At 45.2% G+C, this 20,530-nt stretch carries 19 protein-coding genes and 1 pseudogene; 8 read left to right on the forward strand and 12 right to left on the reverse strand.

The annotated features are described in order from the left end of the window. Window positions 1–79: 79 nt before the first annotated feature. From recQ to NLZ44_RS01820, 4 genes are all read right to left on the reverse strand, one after another. Window positions 80–2,299: a DNA helicase RecQ gene (recQ, locus tag NLZ44_RS01805; RefSeq protein WP_493751686.1), complete on the reverse strand. Its 2,220-nt coding sequence runs from the start codon at window positions 2,297–2,299 to the stop codon at window positions 80–82. Window positions 2,300–2,455: 156 nt separating this feature from the next. Beyond that, the gene (locus tag NLZ44_RS01810) at window positions 2,456–3,250 is read right to left on the reverse strand and encodes a pentapeptide repeat-containing protein (protein ID WP_493751687.1); all 795 of its coding nucleotides are present in this window, start codon (window positions 3,248–3,250) and stop codon (window positions 2,456–2,458) included. Window positions 3,251–3,267: 17 nt separating this feature from the next. Next, window positions 3,268–3,909 (reverse strand): beta-carboxysome protein CcmP, encoded by a 642-nt coding sequence (gene ccmP, locus NLZ44_RS01815; protein ID WP_008051135.1) that lies wholly within the window; start codon window positions 3,907–3,909, stop codon window positions 3,268–3,270. 119 nt (window positions 3,910–4,028) lie between these two features. Further along, window positions 4,029–4,688 carry a lysozyme inhibitor LprI family protein gene (locus NLZ44_RS01820; RefSeq protein WP_193520979.1) on the reverse strand — a complete coding sequence of 220 codons (660 nt, stop codon included), beginning with the start codon at window positions 4,686–4,688 and terminating at the stop codon, window positions 4,029–4,031. Between the two features lie 280 nt (window positions 4,689–4,968). On the opposite strand from NLZ44_RS01820, the gene NLZ44_RS01825 reads away from it, so the two are divergent. Further along, on the forward strand, window positions 4,969–6,189 hold the full coding sequence (locus tag NLZ44_RS01825) for a CapA family protein (protein ID WP_006624574.1): 1,221 nt from the start codon (window positions 4,969–4,971) through the stop codon (window positions 6,187–6,189). A gap of 28 nt (window positions 6,190–6,217) precedes the next feature. On the opposite strand, the gene NLZ44_RS01830 is transcribed toward NLZ44_RS01825, so the two are convergent. The 6 genes and pseudogenes from NLZ44_RS01830 to psbH all read right to left on the reverse strand — a co-directional run bounded on the left by NLZ44_RS01830 (window position 6,218) and on the right by psbH (window position 8,338). Further along, window positions 6,218–6,490, reverse strand: a complete 273-nt coding sequence (locus NLZ44_RS01830) for a DUF3146 family protein (protein WP_006670369.1) — start codon at window positions 6,488–6,490, stop codon at window positions 6,218–6,220. Window positions 6,491–6,533: 43 nt separating this feature from the next. Beyond that, complete coding sequence (gene pth, locus NLZ44_RS01835) at window positions 6,534–7,139, reverse strand: aminoacyl-tRNA hydrolase (RefSeq protein ID WP_006624572.1); 606 nt, start codon at window positions 7,137–7,139, stop codon at window positions 6,534–6,536. A gap of 20 nt (window positions 7,140–7,159) precedes the next feature. Further along, window positions 7,160–7,387 (reverse strand): TatA/E family twin arginine-targeting protein translocase, encoded by a 228-nt coding sequence (locus tag NLZ44_RS01840; protein WP_006618394.1) that lies wholly within the window; start codon window positions 7,385–7,387, stop codon window positions 7,160–7,162. Window positions 7,388–7,428: 41 nt separating this feature from the next. Beyond that, a complete protein-coding gene (locus NLZ44_RS01845) occupies window positions 7,429–7,557 on the reverse strand; it encodes a hypothetical protein (RefSeq protein ID WP_493751688.1) in 129 nt (42 codons plus the stop codon). After that, window positions 7,558–7,950 (reverse strand): annotated as a pseudogene (locus NLZ44_RS01850) (zinc ribbon domain-containing protein); the annotation flags it as partial. 184 nt (window positions 7,951–8,134) lie between these two features. Next, window positions 8,135–8,338 carry a photosystem II reaction center phosphoprotein PsbH gene (gene psbH / locus NLZ44_RS01855; protein WP_006618393.1) on the reverse strand — a complete coding sequence of 68 codons (204 nt, stop codon included), beginning with the start codon at window positions 8,336–8,338 and terminating at the stop codon, window positions 8,135–8,137. Between the two features lie 86 nt (window positions 8,339–8,424). Here psbH and psbN point away from each other — a divergent pair, with 86 nt between their 5' ends. The 3 genes from psbN to NLZ44_RS01870 all read left to right on the forward strand — a co-directional run bounded on the left by psbN (window position 8,425) and on the right by NLZ44_RS01870 (window position 10,671). Further along, window positions 8,425–8,556: a photosystem II reaction center protein PsbN gene (gene psbN, locus NLZ44_RS01860; protein WP_006618392.1), complete on the forward strand. Its 132-nt coding sequence runs from the start codon at window positions 8,425–8,427 to the stop codon at window positions 8,554–8,556. A 102-nt stretch (window positions 8,557–8,658) separates the two neighbouring features. Next, window positions 8,659–9,759, forward strand: a complete 1,101-nt coding sequence (gene aroC / locus NLZ44_RS01865) for a chorismate synthase (protein ID WP_493751689.1) — start codon at window positions 8,659–8,661, stop codon at window positions 9,757–9,759. Between the two features lie 3 nt (window positions 9,760–9,762). Then, on the forward strand, window positions 9,763–10,671 hold the full coding sequence (locus tag NLZ44_RS01870) for an MBL fold metallo-hydrolase (RefSeq protein ID WP_111891049.1): 909 nt from the start codon (window positions 9,763–9,765) through the stop codon (window positions 10,669–10,671). Here the strand turns inward: NLZ44_RS01870 and NLZ44_RS01875 are convergent. Then, window positions 10,668–13,841, reverse strand: a complete 3,174-nt coding sequence (locus NLZ44_RS01875; protein ID WP_493751690.1) for a GAF domain-containing protein — start codon at window positions 13,839–13,841, stop codon at window positions 10,668–10,670. The genes NLZ44_RS01870 and NLZ44_RS01875 overlap by 4 nt on opposite strands. A gap of 177 nt (window positions 13,842–14,018) precedes the next feature. Beyond that, the gene (locus NLZ44_RS01880; protein ID WP_111891047.1) at window positions 14,019–14,771 is read right to left on the reverse strand and encodes a creatininase family protein; all 753 of its coding nucleotides are present in this window, start codon (window positions 14,769–14,771) and stop codon (window positions 14,019–14,021) included. 184 nt (window positions 14,772–14,955) lie between these two features. Here NLZ44_RS01880 and NLZ44_RS01885 point away from each other — a divergent pair, with 184 nt between their 5' ends. The 4 genes from NLZ44_RS01885 (at window position 14,956) to NLZ44_RS01900 (ending at window position 20,518) form a co-directional block, all read left to right on the forward strand. Next, a complete protein-coding gene (locus NLZ44_RS01885) occupies window positions 14,956–15,117 on the forward strand; it encodes a hypothetical protein (RefSeq protein ID WP_199456245.1) in 162 nt (53 codons plus the stop codon). 80 nt (window positions 15,118–15,197) lie between these two features. After that, window positions 15,198–15,938, forward strand: a complete 741-nt coding sequence (locus NLZ44_RS01890; protein ID WP_493751691.1) for a winged helix-turn-helix domain-containing protein — start codon at window positions 15,198–15,200, stop codon at window positions 15,936–15,938. Between the two features lie 32 nt (window positions 15,939–15,970). Beyond that, the gene (locus NLZ44_RS01895; protein WP_493751692.1) at window positions 15,971–18,184 is read left to right on the forward strand and encodes a PhoX family protein; all 2,214 of its coding nucleotides are present in this window, start codon (window positions 15,971–15,973) and stop codon (window positions 18,182–18,184) included. 480 nt (window positions 18,185–18,664) lie between these two features. Further along, window positions 18,665–20,518: an iron uptake porin gene (locus tag NLZ44_RS01900; RefSeq protein WP_493752930.1), complete on the forward strand. Its 1,854-nt coding sequence runs from the start codon at window positions 18,665–18,667 to the stop codon at window positions 20,516–20,518. The last annotated feature ends 12 nt before the right edge of the window (window positions 20,519–20,530 follow it).

Here is a 20,530-nt window from a genome sequence, read left to right on the forward strand (position 1 = left end):
CAGAAACCCGGTTTCTTTGAGAAACCGGGTTTCTCAGCCGATAAGGTTTCTCAGCCGATAATAATTATCAATTACTCAATCAAAACTCAATATCGGGGGAATTTTGCGATCGCCATAAAGCCCTAACTAATTGAATTTCCCCATAACTGTAGGCTTTTCCTAGATGTTCATAAATTGGTGTTAGGTGTTCATCTCCCAAAATAGCGATCGCTTCTAAAATCACCTGTTGTCGTTCAGGAGATACCAATGTATTAATATCGATATCGCCATAATTGTTAGCAATTAAATCCGCCAAATGACCATAAATCGTAGTAGATTTTAAGCCTCTCTGATAAGCGATCTCTTCCACATTTAAACCCTGCTTAAATAACTCCCAGGTTTGCAGAACAGTAGGGGAGATACTATACCACTTAGAGATAGATGATGATGAAACAGCAGGTAATGGCGGTTTAGTAGGCTTGAGGGGAATACCTTGTTCCAGACAATATTGATGGATAGCATTTAAGAACTGCTGACCATAATATTGAGCCTTATAAGCAGTCACCCCAGAAAGTCTCAAGAGATCCTGTTTAGTTTGGGGACGTTCTCGCGCCATTAACCCCAAAGTCGAATCGGAAAAAATCTTATAGGGAGCAATATCATTTTGGTCAGCCAGTTGTTTACGAACTTGACGGAGATGCTCTAATAACATTTTAACATCCGCCGCCATAGACCAAGTTTGTTGTGGAAGTTGGCGATCGCGTACTACCGCAATTTTGACTTCCCGCTGTCTTTTCATCACCTCCCAACTGAGGTTATTTAACTTCAAAATGGAATAGCCATCATTAGTCTGGTCTAACAGTCCTTGATGCAAAAGCGATCGCGCCAACATTTTCCACTCATCAACAGTCCGGTCTCGTCCTATATTATAGGTGGAAAGTTTATCATGTCCCCTACTCAAAACCCTTTGATTTTTAGCACCCCGCAACACATCAATAATATAATTCATCCCAAACCTTTCCCGACACCGCGCCACACAGGATAGAAACTTCATTGCTTCCACTGTCCAATCTTCCATAGGTCGTTGATGGCAACAATTATCACAGGTGCCACAATTACCGGGAAATTCCTCTCCAAAATAGCGCAGTTGAATGCGGTGCCGACACTCGGTAGACTCAGCATAATCAATTACCTGTCGCAACTGTTGGCGCGCAATTCTTTGTTCATCAACATCAGGCTTTTGCTCAATCAAATATTCAATGGTTTTCATATCCCCATAACTAAACAATAGCAGACATTGAGCCGGTTGTCCATCCCGTCCAGCACGTCCTGACTCTTGGTAATAGTTTTCCAAACTTTTCGGTAAATCGTAGTGTATAACGAACCGGACATCTGGCTTATCTATACCCATACCGAAGGCGATAGTAGCCACGATAATTCGGACATCATCTCGGATAAAACGGGTATGACTTTCTAGGCGATCGCTATCCGCCATTCCCGCATGATAGGGGAGGGCTGGGATATTATTATGTTGTAATTGTAATGCGACTTCTTCCACCCTTTTCCGACTGGAACAGTAAATAATTCCTGAACCTGACATCGATTCAATTACTTTTAATAGTTGAGGGAACCGTTTTTTCGGTTGTTTAGGGATTACCTGATAGTAGAGATTAGAACGGTAGAAACTGGCGACGTGAACATAAGGTTGTTTGAGGACAATTTGTTTAATTATATCAAATCTGACCCGTTCCGTAGCCGTAGCCGTGAGAGCGATCGCTGGGACGTGGGGATAACGCGATCGCACCTGTTGAATTTGTCGATATTCTGGTCGAAAATCGTGACCCCAATCTGAGACACAATGAGCTTCATCAATTACCAGAGTTGATATGCCAAATGCCGCCTCAAGGCGGTCTAAAAACTCTAAAAACTGAGGAGATAGTAACCTTTCCGGTGCTACATAAAGCAGCTTAATTTGACCTTGTAGAATAGCTGACTCTCGCTGACGCGCTTCGTGAATATCTACCGTACTATTCAGAAATGTCGCCCCAATACCATTATCTTTTAGCGCTTCTACCTGGTCTTGCATTAAAGCGATTAAAGGCGAAACCACCAATGTCAGACCGGGTTTCAAGAGAGCGGGAAGTTGAAAGCACAGGGATTTTCCACCCCCTGTAGGCATAATCGCGAGTACATCCCGCTTTTGCAGCACTTGTTCTATAATCTCCTGTTGTCCTGGTCTAAAGCTGTCATAGCCAAAATACTGTTTAAGGCATTGTTGGAGGGATTGAGGTTGCGCTAGAGGTGGCGGAAAACTTGACATAACTTCACTGATTCCATTGACTGCTAAGGTGGACTTATTCGGTGGGTTACGGATAATCCCTTAGTTTATCTCATTTTATGATCAGTTCCAGTTGATCATAGGCTGGCGCTTAATTCCAGCCCCCTATTGAGAAACCGGGTTTCTTATGATGTATGATTAATTATAAGGTAGAATAGCATCATCCAAATTAACCCGTTTTAAAATAGCGCCGTTCAGGTTAGCGCCTCGCAAATTCGCACCGCGTAAATCAACTGAGTGTAAAATAGCGCCGTTCAGGTTAGCGCCTCGCAAATTCGCACCTCTTGCGTCGATGTTTTCCCAAACAGATTTTCTGAGATTAGCGAATCGCAAATCAGCCCCCATTAATTGGGAATTAGTGAACTTCACCCCCCAGAAATAAGACCCATTTAAATGGCTATTAACCAAGTTAGTACCATAAAAATTAGCTTGATAGCCGATCGCATTTATCAAAACCGCCTCATGGAAATTAGCGTGACTCAAATTAGCCTGATTCAAATTAACCGCCGCTAAATTCGCCTGGGTAAAATTCCCCCGTCTTAGGTTTGCGCCATTCAAATTAATCCGACGGGCGATCGCCTCTCGAAATTCCACCCCAATTAAATTAGCATTTCCCAAATCCGCATCAGTCAAATTCCCATCACATAAATTAGCCCCCAGTAAAACCGCCCCCATTAAATTAGCCCCTTGCAAATCACCACCTTCCAGGTTGGCACCTGCTAAATCAGCCCCCATTAAATTAGCCAACCTCAATTTAGCACCCCTTAAATTAGCGCCATGAAGATTAGCCCCCTCTAAATTCACCCCTTCCAGGTGAAAACCAGAGAAATTAGCCTCTTGTAAATCCGGTGCGATCGCCGCATTTTGCCGTCGCCAAAACTCCCATTTCACCACACCCCGCCTCAAGATTGCCAATTGTTCAATATTAGCCATAATAACCCCCCTATTCCTCACTCCTTACTTTCCGCAAATAAGGTATCGCGACCATAAACATTAGCGATCGCATTTAAAGCCGCCGCCGACCCCGCCAAAATATCCTGTTCATTTCCACCCAGATACAAACGTCCAAAACTCCCCACCGCTTGCACCTGTAGAATATTAATCAAAGCCGCCTTTTCCGCCTCATTCGCAGCCAAAGCAGCATAAGCCGCTGGTTGCACCTCTAAAACATATAAAGTTTGTTTAGCCAGCAACAACTGTCCCCGGCGAGTCCGATTAATCAATTGTGCCTGGTGAGGGTCAATATTGCGAATAATTTGACTAGAGACCACACGCGGCTTGAGGCGATCGCTTTCTTGTACCCCCAAAGCATCCAAAATCGCCCTACCCGCCGTTAACGTATCTCCCTGGCGGCTAGAGTGAATTTCCAACAAACCATACAACCTTTCCACAAACTGAACACCAGGACGGACAGCCGTAGACTTTAAAGCCACATCAGTAATGCGGTTAATCTCAATTCCCGGTGAAATTTCAATCCACAGGGACGCATCCCCAGGTAACGGCAAAAACCCCAACGATACCGTCCCAATATAGGCAGCGTGTTGGGGCTGTAAATTGTCCAGATAAACATAACTTCGCAGTTCTACACCCAAAGTCAAACCTCTTTCCGAGTTCCTCCCCACATCAAGAACAGGAAAACCCCCTGATGTGAAGATGCCAAGCCTAACCATTGTACCCCTTAGCGTCACACAAAAGTTAGGCTCTCAACTACCTACCTGACAACATCCATACTGCTAATCAGCAATTCCTGGCGGGTTTTTCCACAGGGTTCAATGCTTTCGCAGTCGTTAACATTTTGCAGTGAATATTTTAGGGAAACCCGACGATTGATGAATTGATTAGCCTTAGCACAAATATCGAAAGTTGCGCCTAACTGGTGTTCCCGGTTCATCTGATCTTTAAGGGTCACATAGCACATAATGTCCCCCTGAACGATATTAGTAACTTGTCCCATTTGCGGTTGCTCATTGCTGGCCTGTCGTGCTATATATGCCTGTAGTTCAGCCGTGCGATTGGTGGTCATCTTAGTGAGACAGTTGGTGAACAGCAGACCCTCTAAAGTCCCCCCCAACGCTTCCGCAGATTCAAATCTACAATTCGTGTCGCGGAATTGAATCCAAGCGCGTTGTGCTGCAATCAGGCGCTGTCTTTCCTCCCCTTGCACTTTCGGGGTCAGTTGTTGGTAAACTTCATTCAGTTTGCGATCGGCTACTCGATAATCATCATCAGCACATTTTTTCATTTCCATCATTGAACCATTAGGGTTACACTGTATCCCTTGGGCTACATGAGTTTCCGCCACTTCTGAGTTAGTAGCGCCAGGGAAAGCCAGGAAAGCAGCAAAGATAGCCGTAGCAATTTTGTCAAGCATAGTGGGTAGGTGCTAGTGAATTGGTGAACTTGTATGTATGTAAACTATCCTTTCTGACTACAGATCTCAGCTTCAAAAGTGCCACCTTCTTAACTGGTGGCGTTTTTCCTGACCTTTCCCCCTTCTTGGCGCTGAAATTCTCTCTGTAGTCATAACAACTTCTGAAACTGCCACATCGGTGGTAGGAATTATCTATAATCAATGCCCCTCACCCGATCATACCTGATATGCTATCTTAGCTGTCAACGTGCTTTCTACTTACTCCATCGATCTCCACGATATGAATATATGTAAAGTTTTGCCTCAAAAATTGCTCACCCTGATTTCTGGTAGTTTGTTTCTCTTGGTTATCGGCTGCGATATTGTACCCAGTGCTAGGGTTGAACCCATAGACCCAGAGAAACTCACCGCTTTAACCAAACCCCCCAAACCCTATACCCAGTCAGCTTTATTAATTGCCGTTGGCGATATTATGATGCACGGACCACAAATTAGGTCCGGTTATAATCCCAGCACAAACACTTATAATTATGACCCTTTTTTTACAGAAGTTAGCGACATTCTCCAAACCGGAGATTGGGTAATTGGGAACTTAGAAACTACCCTAGCAGGTTCAGCAACCGGATATACAGGTTATCCCTTATTTAATGCACCGGATACCCTCGCAGATGCCCTGAAAAATGCCGGATTTAATATTTTAACCACAGCTAACAATCACTCCCTAGACCGTCGCGAAGCTGGTTTATTAACAACTCTGGAAAATGTCAGAAGTAGAGGTTTGGTTCCCGTCGGTACAGCCGCCTCCCAGGAGGAAGCAGACACCATTACTGTGATTGAAAAGAATGATATATCAATGGCGTTTTTTGCCTATACCTACGGCACTAATGGCATTCCTATCCCTAGGGGAAAGGATTATTTAGTTAACTTAATTGATGAAGCGAAAATCATCCAAGATATTCAGAAAGCGCGAGAATTAGGAGTTGATATAGTTACTGTGGCTTTGCATTTTGGCACGGAATATCAACGCCAGCCGAATGCTGAACAAAAACGACTGGTCGCCAGTTTGGTTAATGCGGGTGCGGATATTATTTTAGGTAGTCATCCCCATGTGGTTCAACCCTATCAAATTTTTGATATCACGGAGGAAGATGGTACTATCCGCCAAGCTGTGGCTATTTACTCAATGGGGAATTTCATTTCTAATCAGCGGGGGAATTATCGGGATGTGGGAGTTATTTTTAAGGTGAGAATTAACAAGAATTTTCCTGATGAAACTATAGAAATTGCTGAGGTGATAGCTTTACCCACTTGGGTGCATCGATACTCACTTCATGGCAAACTCAATTATCGTGTTTTGCCTTTAGAATCATTGTTAAATAGTCAGGATAACCCCCTACTAACTAGCCGTGATTATTCTCAACTAGCCAGATATTTAGAGGAAATGAATCGCCATCTTACCTCCTTACTGCCGACATCTTCTCTGGTGGGTCAGAACCGGTAAATCACGATAATCACGGGATAACTGACTATCAAAACTTAGCGCGAATGGTAAAAGAATAATCGCCGCCTGGTTCAAGTTTATAGTCCCACTTTTCCAGAAATCGCCCTAGGGGTTCTTGGATTAAAGCGCGACCCTGGGAGGGTCGAATAACTAAACTTTTACGTTGTCTAAATCGCCATTGAAATTGCCATACATAGTCCCCGGCGCTGACATCTCCTTCGAGAATACCAGACTGCCAGGACTGACGGGTAATGCGGATATGGGCATTGGTTTCGGGTAAAGGACCTCTAGCATGAGTCACTAGCAACCTCCTGGGATAATGCAGGAAATTCAGATTCTGGACATTAGTCAACACTGCGACTATTGTAGAGGCTCATAGCTTTTTCTACTCCATCTTCTAGGGCTAATTCTATGGCTTCTAATACCTGTTGTAACAGTTTATCCATAGTCTGGCGCTCATTAGGGGGAAATTTACCCAGGACGTGGGAGATGGTTTCTCGGTCGTGGTTAAGGACTGCGGCTTGGGGTTTATCAATTCCCAGGCGCAGGCGAGGGAAATTTTGAGTCCCTAAATGAGCGATCGCCGATTTCATGCCATTATGTCCCCCAGCGGAACCGGACAGCCGCAGGCGCAGCCGTCCTACTGGTAAATCCATGTCATCATAAATCACTAACACGGATTCCGGGGGGAGTTTGTACCAGTCCACCACAGACCGAATAGCTTGACCTGACCGATTCATGTAGGTTAAGGGTTTCAGGAGATACAGCTTGTCATGCGATCGCATCTTAGCCTCACCAAATACCCCCTGAAACCGACGGTTTTCCGACAGGGTAGCCCCCCACTTGTCAGCCAAAAAATCGACGGCTTCAAAGCCAATATTGTGGCGGGTACGGTCATATTTTGACCCCGGATTACCTAAACCTACAATTAATTGTGGTATTAAAGCCATTGCAGAGGACAAAATTGCTGCTAAGAATTATCACTTTCGGAGTTAGTATTTTGGGGGCGAGTAGCAGCTTGGATCTGTTCTGCTTCTCGATTAAACTCGGTCTTAAATTCCTGGGAGGCTTCTTGAAACTTGCGGATCGCCTCTCCTAAACTGCGACCCATTTCGGGTAATTTTTTCGGACCAAAAATCAAAAGTGCTAATACCAGGATGACTGCCATCTCTGGTAAACCCATGCCAAAAATATTCATTTAATGTCTCCAGTAGTTGGGAAGTCGCCTAGGGTATAGGGCTAAAAATATGGCGATCGCCAGTGAAATATGATTTCCAGGGAGAGTCGCCGTAAGCCATGAGACCAACCAGACCCGAAATCCATAGCGATCGCCAATTGATCCAGTTCGTAGATTTGCGCCTGATACATTTACGCGACATTTATCCGGTTGTTCCCGGACAATGCGACGATAGCACTATTACCCGTTAAAGTAACAGAGGCGGTATCCCGCAAAGCTTTTAGAAAGATTCCCAAAGCACCGTTCCAGTCCCTGGGTAGAGTGAACCCGCACTCAGGACATCGGAACACTTTTGAGCCACCTAGCTGGGAATGAACATGACCACAGTGAGTACAGGTTTTGCTGGTGTATTCTTCGGTCACATCTACAACTGTTCAGTTATTTCCGCGCTTATGTCTCAGGGTTAGTTTGAATCGATAATGCGCCCATGTCAGCATGGCGCGGGCAGTCTTAGACCTGATTTTCCGCTTCACCTGACTGGCCATATTGGAAGTCTCGAAGGTGGGCAAAAAAATCAGGCTGTGTTATGGGATGGTCAGGGATGCGACCCAATCAACCAAGGGGTTTAAGTCCTCACCGGGTAGTTATTTCGCCCATTTCAGCTCTATTTCATACCCGAAGGTCTCGCACCATACTTGGTATGGTAGCGCATCGCCCTAATCGGTTCAACTAATCTGCGATTAAATTAAGCTCTCCCGGACTCTCAACTTAGCGAGTTAGGTTGGCCCAGTCCACGCTAACATTTTCGAGAATCAGTGAGGAGTTATAGATCTGTAGGATAATCAACAGAAACACGAAGAATAACCCCATAAAAACCCCCATCAGGGGAGTAGTACCCCAACCGGGGGCAACCTTACCATATTCTGAGTTGAGGGGTCTGAGTCGATCGCCTAACCAAGTTCTTTGTGCCATAAGTCACCTTATCAATGGGTTGAACAGCAAATTTTAATGTTTCGTAATATTATATAAGAACAAGGCTCATAATTGAATCAAATCTCATGGAACCTGCAATAGCTCTTAACATTTCCCTAGCTGCTACCGTAGTAGCGATCGCTGCCTATGCCATTTATACCGCCTTCGGTCCTCCTTCAGAAGAACTCAGTGACCCCTTTGAGGATCACGAAGACTAATTGAGGCAGCAGCATTCCGAGTATAAACGACTGTAGCCCGGTCCGTTGATAGTGCAAGATCTGATAGGATCGAGACTCTACAACCTTTTAGACAAGACCAGTATGGGCAACACATTTGGGCATTTATTTAGGATCACCACCTTCGGTGAATCCCACGGTGGGGGGGTTGGAGTCATCATCGATGGCTGTCCTCCCCGCCTCCCCCTGGACATCTCAGAAATCCAACAGGAATTAGATCGTCGCCGACCCGGACAAAGCAAAATTACCACCCCTCGCAAAGAAAGCGACACCTGCGAAATCCTCAGTGGGGTATTTGAAGGGCAAACCCTAGGAACCCCGATCATGATCATAGTCAAAAATAAAGACACCCGCCCCCAGGATTATGATGAAATGGCGAAAAAATATCGCCCCTCCCATGCCGATGCCACCTATGATGGTAAATATGGGATTCGCAATTGGCAAGGCGGCGGTAGGTCTTCCGCTCGTGAAACTATTGGTAGAGTAGCAGCAGGTGCTATAGCTAAAAAAATCCTCAAACAGGTCGCCAATGTCGAAATCATCGGTTATGTCAAACGCATCAAAGACCTAGAAGCAGCGATCGATCCGGCAACCGTTACCCTGGAGCAAGTCGAAAGCAATATAGTCCGCTGTCCTCACCCCGACAGCGCGCAACAGATGATTCAACTAATTGAAGACATCAGAGACCAGGGGGACTCCATTGGTGGGGTAGTAGAATGCGTAGTTCGTAACGCTCCTACTGGACTAGGTTCGCCAGTATTCGATAAACTAGAAGCAGACCTAGCCAAAGCTGTCATGTCCCTACCCGCTAGTAAGGGTTTTGAAATCGGCTCTGGTTTTGCTGGCACTCTGCTCACAGGTAGTCAACATAATGATGAATTTTATATTGATGATACTGGAGCCATTCGCACCCTGAGCAATCGTTCCGGCGGTGTCCAGGGGGGAATTTCTAACGGAGAACCCATAATTTTGCGAGTTGCCTTCAAGCCAACTGCTACAATTCGTAAAGAACAGAAAACTGTCACCCGTGAGGGCTCCGAAACCACTCTGGCAGCAAAAGGACGACATGATCCTTGTGTTTTGCCCAGAGCGGTTCCTATGGTAGAAGCAATGGTTGCCTTGGTACTCTGTGACCATCTATTGCGTGATCACGGTCAGTGTAGAACTTTACATCCTGAAGATTAAAACATGGAAACCATCACCCCATCTTCTGTGTTGGCAACTGGTCGAGATAACCCAGACTCCTGTGATCAAAATCCCGATGATTTTGTGGTGGAGTTTTGGGGAGTTCGCGGCAGTATCCCCACCCCAGGAAAAGAAACTATCCGCTATGGCGGGAATACCTCTTGTTTGGAAATGCGTATTGCCGGAAAAAGGCTGATTTTTGACGGTGGTACTGGGTTGCGGTCCTTGGGTGATTCCCTAGTCGCACAAATGCCTATGGAAGCCTATATGTTTTTTACCCATTACCACTGGGATCATATCCAGGGTTTCCCCCTGTTTACTCCGGCTTTTACCCCGGGGAACTGCTTTCATATCTATGGCACGATCCCCCCAGATGGAGAATCGATGAAAAAGCATTTCATCGATCGCGTACTTCATCCCAACTCCCCCATTCCCCTGAGTGGGTTACAGGCAGATCTGAGGTTTTATGAATTGAAACCGGGGGATACTATGATGCTTGATGATATCAAGATTGAAACCGGACAACTTAATCACCCTAATACGGCTATGGGGTATCGTGTTACTTGGCAAGGACGAACTGTGGTCTACTGTTCCGATACAGAACATTTGCCTGATGGGTTGGATGAGAATGTGCTGGAATTGGCTCAGGGAGCTGATATCCTCATTTATGATGCTATGTATACTGATGAGGAATATCATAATCCTAAATCTCCCAAGGTGGGTTGGGGACATTCAACCTGGCAAGAAGCAGTCAAAATCGCTGAGGCGGCGGATGTTAAACGGGTGGTGATTTTTCATCATGACCCTAGCCACTCAGATGATTTCCTTGACCAAATTGAACATGAAGTTCAAGCGGTTTTTCCCAAGGCAATTATGGCTCGTGAAAGGTTGATTTTGCCTGTGGCTAGTTAGCGATCGCTTTCCATGGTCTCGGAATTAGTCTCGGAATTAAACATTTCCAACAATCGCTCAAATTGGAAGTTTTCCACAATGCTGTTTAAGGCTTCAGCTAAATCTGAATGCTCTGGGGGAATTTGTTTGATTAAAGATAGGATCATTAGATCATTTCCTAATTGAGCAGCATAGTGGATTTGCTCTAACCATTCTGCTGGCATAATGCCGAAGGTTTCAGGATTTATGGCTAAATGGTCATGGTTTTGAGGTTCGGAAGCTGCTACGGCTTCAGAGGCGATCGCATTGGGTTCAGGAGTTTGGTATTTGACCCCTAAATATTTAGTCAGGGTTTCTAAAACTTGTTCCCGCCGAAATGGCTTACTGATAAAGTCATCACACCCGGCATTAATGCAGTTTCGTCTTTGTTCAGTAAAGGCACTGGCTGTAATAGCAACAATTACCGGAATTGTATCAACTTCAGCCTGTTTAATATATTGGGTTGCCTCAAACCCATCTATCACTGGCATATGCATATCCATAAAAATTAAGTGGGGATGCCACTGTTGCCAAATGGCGATCGCTTCGTGTCCATTTTCCGCTTCCTGAACCTCAAAACCCACATCCTGCAATAATGTAGTTAGTAATAACCGATTAACCGGGTTATCTTCCACTACCAAAATTCGATAGTCTTCTTGTCCCGGTGCTAACCGACAAGCCTGATTTAATGTATTCTCCGATTCATTAACCATCTTGTCCGCCACACCCACAGGAATTTGGAAACTAAAACAACTACCATCACCCGGTTTACTACTTACCTTAATTTCACCCCCCATTAAGTTAACAAATCTCTGGGATATCACTAATCCTAGACCCGTTCCCTGTTGAGATTCTCGACCCGCTTTAGTTTGCTTAAATGCCTGGAATAGGTCATTAATTTCCTCCGTAGCAATACCGCATCCAGTATCTGTTATCTCGAACATCAAGTAAGTCTTATTTACCTCATTACTCACCTCATTATCCTCAGATAAACTTAGGTCTTCATCAACTGCTAATCGACCAACTGACACCCTTAAACTAACTTCCCCGTCCTGGGTAAACTTAATAGCATTACTAATTAAATTAACCAAAACTTGGCGCAATTTACTTTCATCAGTTCTTACGAATTTCGGCACCGACTCTTCCACCTGAAAATTGAGAGTTAATCCCTTCGACTCAGCCTTGAGTTGTAACATCACGTGAATTGCTTGCAAACAGGGTTTAATGGCAAACTCAGTCGAGTTACAAGTAATGCGTCCCGCCTCAATTTTCGACATCTCTAAGACATCATTAATTAACTCTAGTAAATGTTGCCCACTTTGATTAACAATTTTGATATATTCTTGATGTTTAGCGGCTAAATTGCGATCGCGTTGTAGCAATTGAGTAAACCCTAAGATAGCATTAAGGGGAGTGCGAAGTTCATGACTCATATTAGCCAAAAACTCACTTTTAGCGCGGTTAGCAACATTAGCAGCATCAGCCACCCGTTTTAACTCCGCCGCCTGTTCCTGAGTTTGTGCGAATAATTCCGCCTGTTTAACAGCCACTCCTAGCTGATTAGCAATTTGAGTAACCACCTTAGATTCTGCCGTTTTCCACTCTCGAGGACCATCATTTTGATACACACATAATAATCCCCAAAGTTGATATCCTTGAAAAATCGGACTAATAATATATGATCGGATTTGAAATTGTTCTAAAAATTTCAGGTAGCAATCAGAAAAGCCAGCATTGTAAATGTCTTCAATACAACAACAACTCTTTGACCGTGAGTAAAACCCTCCCTGGGTTTCTTTTAAGTAAGTATCCTCAATTAATTCATGAGAAGAACCTAGCTTTTTAACAATACAATTTTCTTCATCTACCGTATTCTGTGTAGTCGCTTCTTCTCCCTGATTTTCGGTCAGAATTTTCCGCCATCCCGGACTCACAGACTCTTTGATTATCACCCCACTCCAGTCAGAATTGAACCGATAAATTAGGGCGCGATCTACTTCAATTACCTGACGCAATTCATTAACAGTCGCCTGAAAAATCACCTCCAAATTTAAACTTTGTCGCATTTGTGAAATCACGCGATTAATAGCTCTCTCTTGGTCTGCCATAAGTTGCATAGCTATTTCTGTAGCCATACGCTCCTGAATTTGATTTTCTAGGGCAATATTAATATTTTTGAGAGCTGATGTCCGTTCCTCAACCCTCACTTCTAGCTCTTCATAGGCTTTATTTTTCGCTTCTTCTGCCCATTTTCTTTGTAGTTCTGTAGCTGCCCTCGATGCGAAAATACTCAGGACAGCGTGTGCTAATTCATCTTGGACTAAAGGTTTCACGTCTAAGATAGATAAAATACCGATCGCCTTTTGATTTTGAGCCATTAAGGGGATACCCAAATAACTGTGAGCGTTCAACTCTTGGAAATATTTATTGTCGGGGAAAATTTGTTGTAAATTGTCTGGATAAAAGCAAACTTCTTGAGTATCCAAAACTATCGCACAAGGACTATTTGGTAATTCATATTCATCATTATCGGCAAAATCATCCTGAGACCAAAAAGCCAGATTTCGTAATTTTATCGGTTCCTTATCGCTGACAATTTCCGTAACAAATACATAGGGAATATCTAAACATCTAGCCAGGTTCTGCACTAAAGCCGGGAAAAAATCCGCCCCAGTTACTGATGCCGTACCCATCACAATTGCCCGCAAAATTTCCTCGGTTTTTTCTCTCTCTTGAATCTGCTTTTGTAGTTCCTGATTAACTGCTTCTAATTTTTCAGGAGTTTTTAAGGACAAAAATTGGGGCAAAATCTCCATTAATTTGAAAGCCGTATATACCGAAACTACAGCAGTCATGGCTCGTTCCAATCCCGACCACCAATAATTAGGAAACCACAGAGTCCAAATATCGAAAGCATGACCAATACCGCAGAGAATAATAAACGCCCCAAATAGCTTGAAAACATTTAAAAATGGCAGATCATTGCGTTTACTGACGAAGTAAATTAGCATCGCCGGAATTGAGAAATAGGCAATGACAATTAACCCGTCACTGATGACATGAAGTGCCACCAAGGAAGGTTGCCACAGGTAACAATGACCGTGAGGTATATAAAAATTTGGTTTCCAAAAATGCTCCAATAACTCTGGCACTGTTCTCTTCTCCGAAACAAGCTGCTCAAATTAGACGGCAAAACTTTATAGTATGCCAATGCTACCTTTAATATGTACCTAATATGTACTTAATATGTACCGCTAATATTGTAGCGTTGATGAACGACCAGCCTTGATAGATCATCTTTAAACTACTAATTTTCCCAGCCGCCAATATCAAAAAACACTTTGATTGAGAAATTCCAGATAAGACTGGCTAAGTTCCTTTACCGCTAACTCATAGAGTTTTTTGCCATGGTCAGGGGTAGCTAGACTGGGGTCTGAACCCATGCGACCGTCGGGATAGTTATGGCGAAAGTTAGCGCCACCATAGATGGGATGACCTTTAGCAACATTAGGGTTGAGGGGTGCTTTTTTAATGGACTCTGGGTATAGGTACTGGGTAACCGCCACCTCGCTGGGGGTAGCGTGGGAACCTTCACTATCCCCATAAAGTTCTTTGGCTAGTTTATACACTGATGGACACATAAACCAGTTACCAACCCGGCAACGAATGCGATCGCTATTTGCTAAGTTAAGATCAGCTAAGTGGGTATAGGTTTCCGAAAAGGCAGCTTTGAGGGTGGCAATATTCCCCCCATGACCGTTAATAAAGAAAAATGTCGTAAACCCACTTTTTGCCAAAAATGTGATATAATCCTTGATTACCCTAATCAAGGTACTAGGTTGTAAACTGATGGTTCCTGGAAAAGCAGTATGGTGGAGTGCCATACCCACATTTAACGTAGGACCGACTAAGGCTTGGGTAGCCTCCCCGACCCCTTTAGCGATCGCTTCAGCACAAATGGCATCAGTGCCAATTAACCCCGTCGGTCCGTGTTGTTCAGTTGATCCAATCGGTAGGATAATCCCTGTAGACTGCTGGAGGTAAGCCTCCACTTCCGGCCATGTGCTTAGGTGTAACAGCATTTATTTGTGTATTTTTATAAATTTATTAGACACTAGCAACACCATTCTAACCAAATCCCATAGCTTAACCAAAACATTACTTTTCCTTTACCTAAAGTTAACCCATCTCAAATACGATGGAACATAGCTCCACTAATGATCCACGAACATTCAACAACACCGGGCAGATTGGGGGTGGAAACTAATGTTTAACAACCTGGCCATTAAGCCAGAGTCAGAGACAAGTGAGGTGCTTGCGGGTCGGGTCTACCCCGACCATAAGGTTGTCATTGTCAGACACTCACAACTCCTCGAACTCATCAATAATGGAGAACATACCTTTGTCGGATGGATGGTGATAGATTAATTTTCCTCAAAACTAGCCAACTTGGGGGTTAATCTTCTAAGTTTTGACAAACACCATCATTCATCCAGGAATAAATACTTATGTTTTCCCCAGATTTGAGTAAGAAGTCTTACCGCTTAGATGTCATAGATACTGGACATATCTTGTTGCTGGAAAATGAGGAGCCGTGGCGGGATATATTATCCATTGCTCTGGAAGAACAAGGCTATAAAATCATGATTTCCCAAGACAGCCGAGATGCCCTGCCTTCGATTTCCAATACAGGAGCAGTTACCGGAGAGTTTCCCTTTAACCTTCTCATTTTAGATGCAACCAATGGTTTAGATCTGTGTCGTATGTTACGGCATCATGGTCAATCTGTGCCAATTTTGATTATTGGCAACAAAGAAAACGCCAACAATTGTGCATTTTATTTAGAAGCAGGCGCGGATGACTACCTGACCAAACCCTTCAGTATCCGTGAATTTATTGCTCGGTGTCGTGCGTTAATCCGTCGCCAAAGAATAGGTAAATTTCCAGGACCTGTGATGCTTCAATATAAAGATATCATCCTATATCAAGAAGAATGTCGGGTGATAGTTCGGGGTGAGGAAGTTCAACTCTCACCTAAACAGTTTCGTTTGCTAGAGTTATTTTTGAGTTATCCCCGTCGAGTTTGGTCTCGTGAACAACTTTTAGATGTAATTTGGGGTACAGATTTTGTAGGGGATAGTAAAACTGTGGATGTTCATATTCGCTGGTTGCGAGAAAAGTTAGAAGTTGAACCCAGTAAACCAGAATATATCATTACAGTCAGAGGGTTTGGTTATCGGTTTGGTTAAAATTATCCAAGGTTTTAGAAATAGGCAGATTTATGGCTTCTTGTAATCGTCGGGATTTTTTGCTGTTTATTACTGCGGGTATGGGGGCGGCGGCTTTGAAAGGCTGTGAGCAACCATATCGGAGCAATTTTCTGGGTTCATCAACTACAGAAACACCCTCGTTTTCCCCTAGTTTTAAATCGGTCAAAGGTCCTATGCCTTTACCGACCTATGAGCAGATCAGCGGTGCAGACCATCAAGCTATATCCCGAAAATATGGCAAGTACGAGGTAATTGATGATTTGGTACTTCCCGAGGGGTTTACCTATGATGTAATCGCCAGTTGGGGAGACCCGGTGGGTGATTCTCGGTGTGGGTATAACAATGATTATCTGTCCTTTGTACAAACTGGTGAAAATCAAGGTTTTTTGACTGTTAACTTTGAGTATATTAGCGGTAAGCCCTGGGGAGAAACTTACGAGGAAGTGATAGGGATATCCTTACCTATTGCGGTGGTTAAACAGGCTTTAGAGGCTGCCCAAAGCCAGAGTATTGATGCTTTTTCTTTGCCGGGAAAAGACCCTCTCAGACAAGCAATTCTGGAGATTTCTAAAGAAGGGTTAATCGACATGGGAATGGGGGTAATTTCCCTCGGTCGAGATAGTGAGGGGAAATGGGTACGGACTTACTCATCTGTCGATCGCCGCATTACCGGAATTTCTGGTTGGACTGATGGACGCTATCTCAAGGCTACAGGTCCAGCGGTGGCAGTTTTTCGCCAGGGGGGACGGGGTTATCACGATCGCCTCGGAGATAAAATTATTGGCACTTTTGCTAACTGTGCGGGGGGAACAACCCCTTGGGGAACAGTATTAAGTGCCGAGGAAAACTTCCAGAGTTTTGTCACCGAATCAGTACATCCCGATGGTACATCTTTTTCCCCTTCAGAGACTCCCTTTTCTACCACCAGGGGTCTGGGTAACGTCTTAGGACTAGCTGGGAACAAATATGGTTGGATTGTAGAAGTGAATCCAGCCGACCCGGAAGATTATGGGACTAAACATACTTGGCTGGGTCGGTATCGCCATGAAGCCGTTGGTGTCAGGGTAACAGCCGGAAAACCTCTAGCCTTCTATTCGGGATGCGATCGCCGTAGTGGACATTTATACAAATTTGTCAGTAGTGACCGCGTAATTGATCCAAGCGATCGCCAAAATTCTCGGCTATTGACCAGCGGAATGCTATACGCCGCCAAATTGTACCCAGACGGAACCGGAAAATGGATTCCTATGGCTGCTAAAACAGCCGTTAACCCCGATCCAGCCAGTGTTCATATAGGGGGAGCCATAGCCTTACCATTGCGCCCAGAAGGGGGCAGTTTTGTGGCTACCACAGATGAAGAAGTCGAAGCCTTTAAGAAACAGTACAAAACCTTGGGAGATTTGTATTTAGGCGACTCGCAAACCCAACAGGGTGCTATCCTGGTTGATGCCCATTTAGCAGCTAGTGCCGCCGGGGCTACTTGTTGCGCCCGTCCAGAAGATACTATGATTGCTGGTGATGGTTCCTTATATATAGCATTCACCTCTGGAGGTGGCGATCGCAATGGTGAGGGACCAGATGGGCGGATTTTTCAAGGTCCAGGGGGAATTATTCCCCATGACCCAGGATGGATAGTTCGTCTGATTGAGGATAATGGAGATCCGGACGCGCTGAGATTTCGGTGGGAAATGTGGGCAGCGGGTGGCGAAATTTTCCAAGGTGGGTTAGGATTTTGCAATCCAGATAATTTGGAGTTTGATAGCCAAGGTAATCTGTGGATGGTCACAGATATTAGCACTGGCTCTCAAAACAAATCCGTCCCCCCAGGTCGGGTAAATCAAGCCGGAGAACCCTTAGCATCGAGAGATTTAATGGGTATATATGGCAATAACTCCCTGTGGTGTTTACCAACCACCCCACCAGATGCGGGTCAAGCCTATCTGTTTGCGATCGGACCCATGGAATGTGAATTGTGCGGACCATTTTTTAGCCCCGATCAGCAAACTCTATTTGTGGCAGTACAACATCCGGGAGAGTATAATGGTAAGCGCCAAAATATGGCATCCCAATTTCGTGAGTTTGCCATGACTGGTCTGGATGGTCAGGAGTTTATCCAAACCCGTGAGGTTCCCATCGGCTCTAACTGGCCAGGTAAAAACCCCACAGACCCCCCCAAGCCCTCTATTGTGGCAATCCGTAGACAAAATTTGGGTGCGATCGTTTAATGTCAGCACCCCCGGCTGAAGCACGGGGGCTTCGTGCCCCCCTTTCAGGTAGCTGACCAGCTATAGCCTTAACTGGCTCCGTTCAGAGCAAGAGTTAAAGTTCCTACCCTGGAATGCGTGCTAGTTCCAGGCTCTAGAACCGAATCGTTAAACATCTCTAAGGGGTTAAGGACGTGCGATTTGGATAGTACCGACTCTGAACATTGGCGTTCGCGCAGCGTGCGCGTTAGCGCAAGCGCAAACATTACCCCGCAAGGGAGTCGGAGCCAACCATAGCTCCATGGAGGGGCAACCATACCCCTCCACCCCGCAAGGGGGTGCTGGCGGCTAAAGCCGCTTGAGTCGGTTTTCCTCTCCGTGATCAATCACGGAGCTTCCAACCCTCCCAGGAGTTTTACGTGAAATCGTGATACTATTGGTTCATTCGAGCTGGGGACATCCTCGCTTAGGTCTTTTTAAGTCGGTGTGAGATTTGAGATGATGAACAAAATTCTATGGAACACTCTCAAGCAGAGTCCAGGCGTTCTGGGTGCTGCTCTTCTGTTAAGCACAACTGCTGCATTAGCCACAGACAGCCCTTCAGACAAGCTGGTTACTACTTCCGAAGTGGCATCCCTAGCTTCAGATGCAGCGGAAGGAGTTAGTCAATTTAGCCTGGATGCGGATACTACCTCGCTAATGGCAGTTGCGCCAGAGGTCGATAACACGGCTCCTCTGTCTCAGGATGTAATCGATTTAGGTTTGGAGTCCTCTGGCGAAACCCAAGAGGTAGCTCAGGTACAACCTGAGATGGAACAGGAACTCAGAATTGCTGACCTAGAACAAATCAATCTATACAGTGAAGTTGCCGACTCTATGGAGCAGGTGACCTCTGTATCTCAATTGTCTGACGTTCAACCTACAGATTGGGCATTCCAAGCGCTTCAGTCTTTGGTAGAACGTTATGGCTGTATTGCAGGTTATCCAGACGGAACCTTTAGAGGAAACCGCGCCATGACTCGTTTTGAGTTTGCGGCTGGTTTAAATGCCTGTTTGGAACGGGTTAACGAATTGATTGCGGCTTCTGTGGCTAATTTGGTAACTCGCGAAGATTTGGCGGTTCTGCAACGGCTCCAGGAAGAGTTTGCGGCGGAATTGGCAACTTTGCGCGGCCGTGTGTACGCTTTGGAAGCGCGGACGGCGGAATTGGAGGCTAATCAGTTCTCCACCACTACCAAACTGCGCGGGGAAGTAGTGTTCTGGCCAGGAGATAGCTTTGGCGATCGCGCCAGACATAACGTGGTTGGAGGTCCCAAAGGCCCTCGCAGTGATGACCCCACTCAAACTTATTTGGGCTACCGGGTTCGTCTGAACTTTGATACCAGCTTCACCGGCGAAGACCTATTGAAAACCCGTCTGCAAGCGAGAGATATCCCTAACCTCAGCAATTTTGACCTCACCAATAGCTTAATGTCTCGGACTGGTATTGATGGCAATTCCAATGGGATAGAGCTAGATGATTTGTACTACCGTTTCCCCGCCTTCAATCGTCGGGCGCACATCTTTATCGGTGCTAACAGCCTTGATTTAGATGACATCATGGATGTGATCACCCCCTTTAACAGCACTGGTAATGCCTCAATTTCTCGGTTTGGTCAGCGTAACCCTGCCATTTTCCGTGGTCCAGAAGGTGCAGGGGCGGCGGCTAAGTTCGCCTTTGGTAATGATCGTCAGTTCAGACTGAATCTGGGTTATTTAGCAGGTAACGCCTCCGATGCTACTGCTGGTAATGGCTTATTCAACGGTAGCAATACTGGGTCGGCTCAGTTGGTCTATCAACCCACAGACAGGCTGGCTTTTGGGGTAGAGTACGCCCGTAAGTATTTCAATGACGGCGATGTCAATATGGCGGGTGGTACCGGAAGCTGGATCGCCGATCGCCCCTTTGGAGATAATGCCAGCACCAGCGATAACCTCGGCTTCCAGTTTAACTGGCGGGTAGTTGAGAAGTTCGAGTTGGGTGGCTGGTTTGGTGCTACCTGGGCTAGTCAACAAAATAACGGTAGTGACAGTGCCACAGTTCTTAACTGGGCTGTGACTATGGGCTTCCCAGATGCTTTCAGTGAAGGAGATTTGGGTGGTATTGTGATCGGAATGCCTCCGAAAGTTACCTCCCATGACACCACCGCTTTGGAAGATCGCGATACTTCCTTCCATATTGAAGCCTTCTATCGCTATGCTTTCAACGACTACATTTCCATCACTCCTGGCTTCTATGTTTTGACCAATCCTGATCACAATGCCCGCAATGCTAATATTTTGGTAGGAACCCTGCGGACTACTTTCCGCTTCTAAAATAGGGGCCTG

The organism is Arthrospira sp. PCC 9901 (assembly GCF_059013425.1).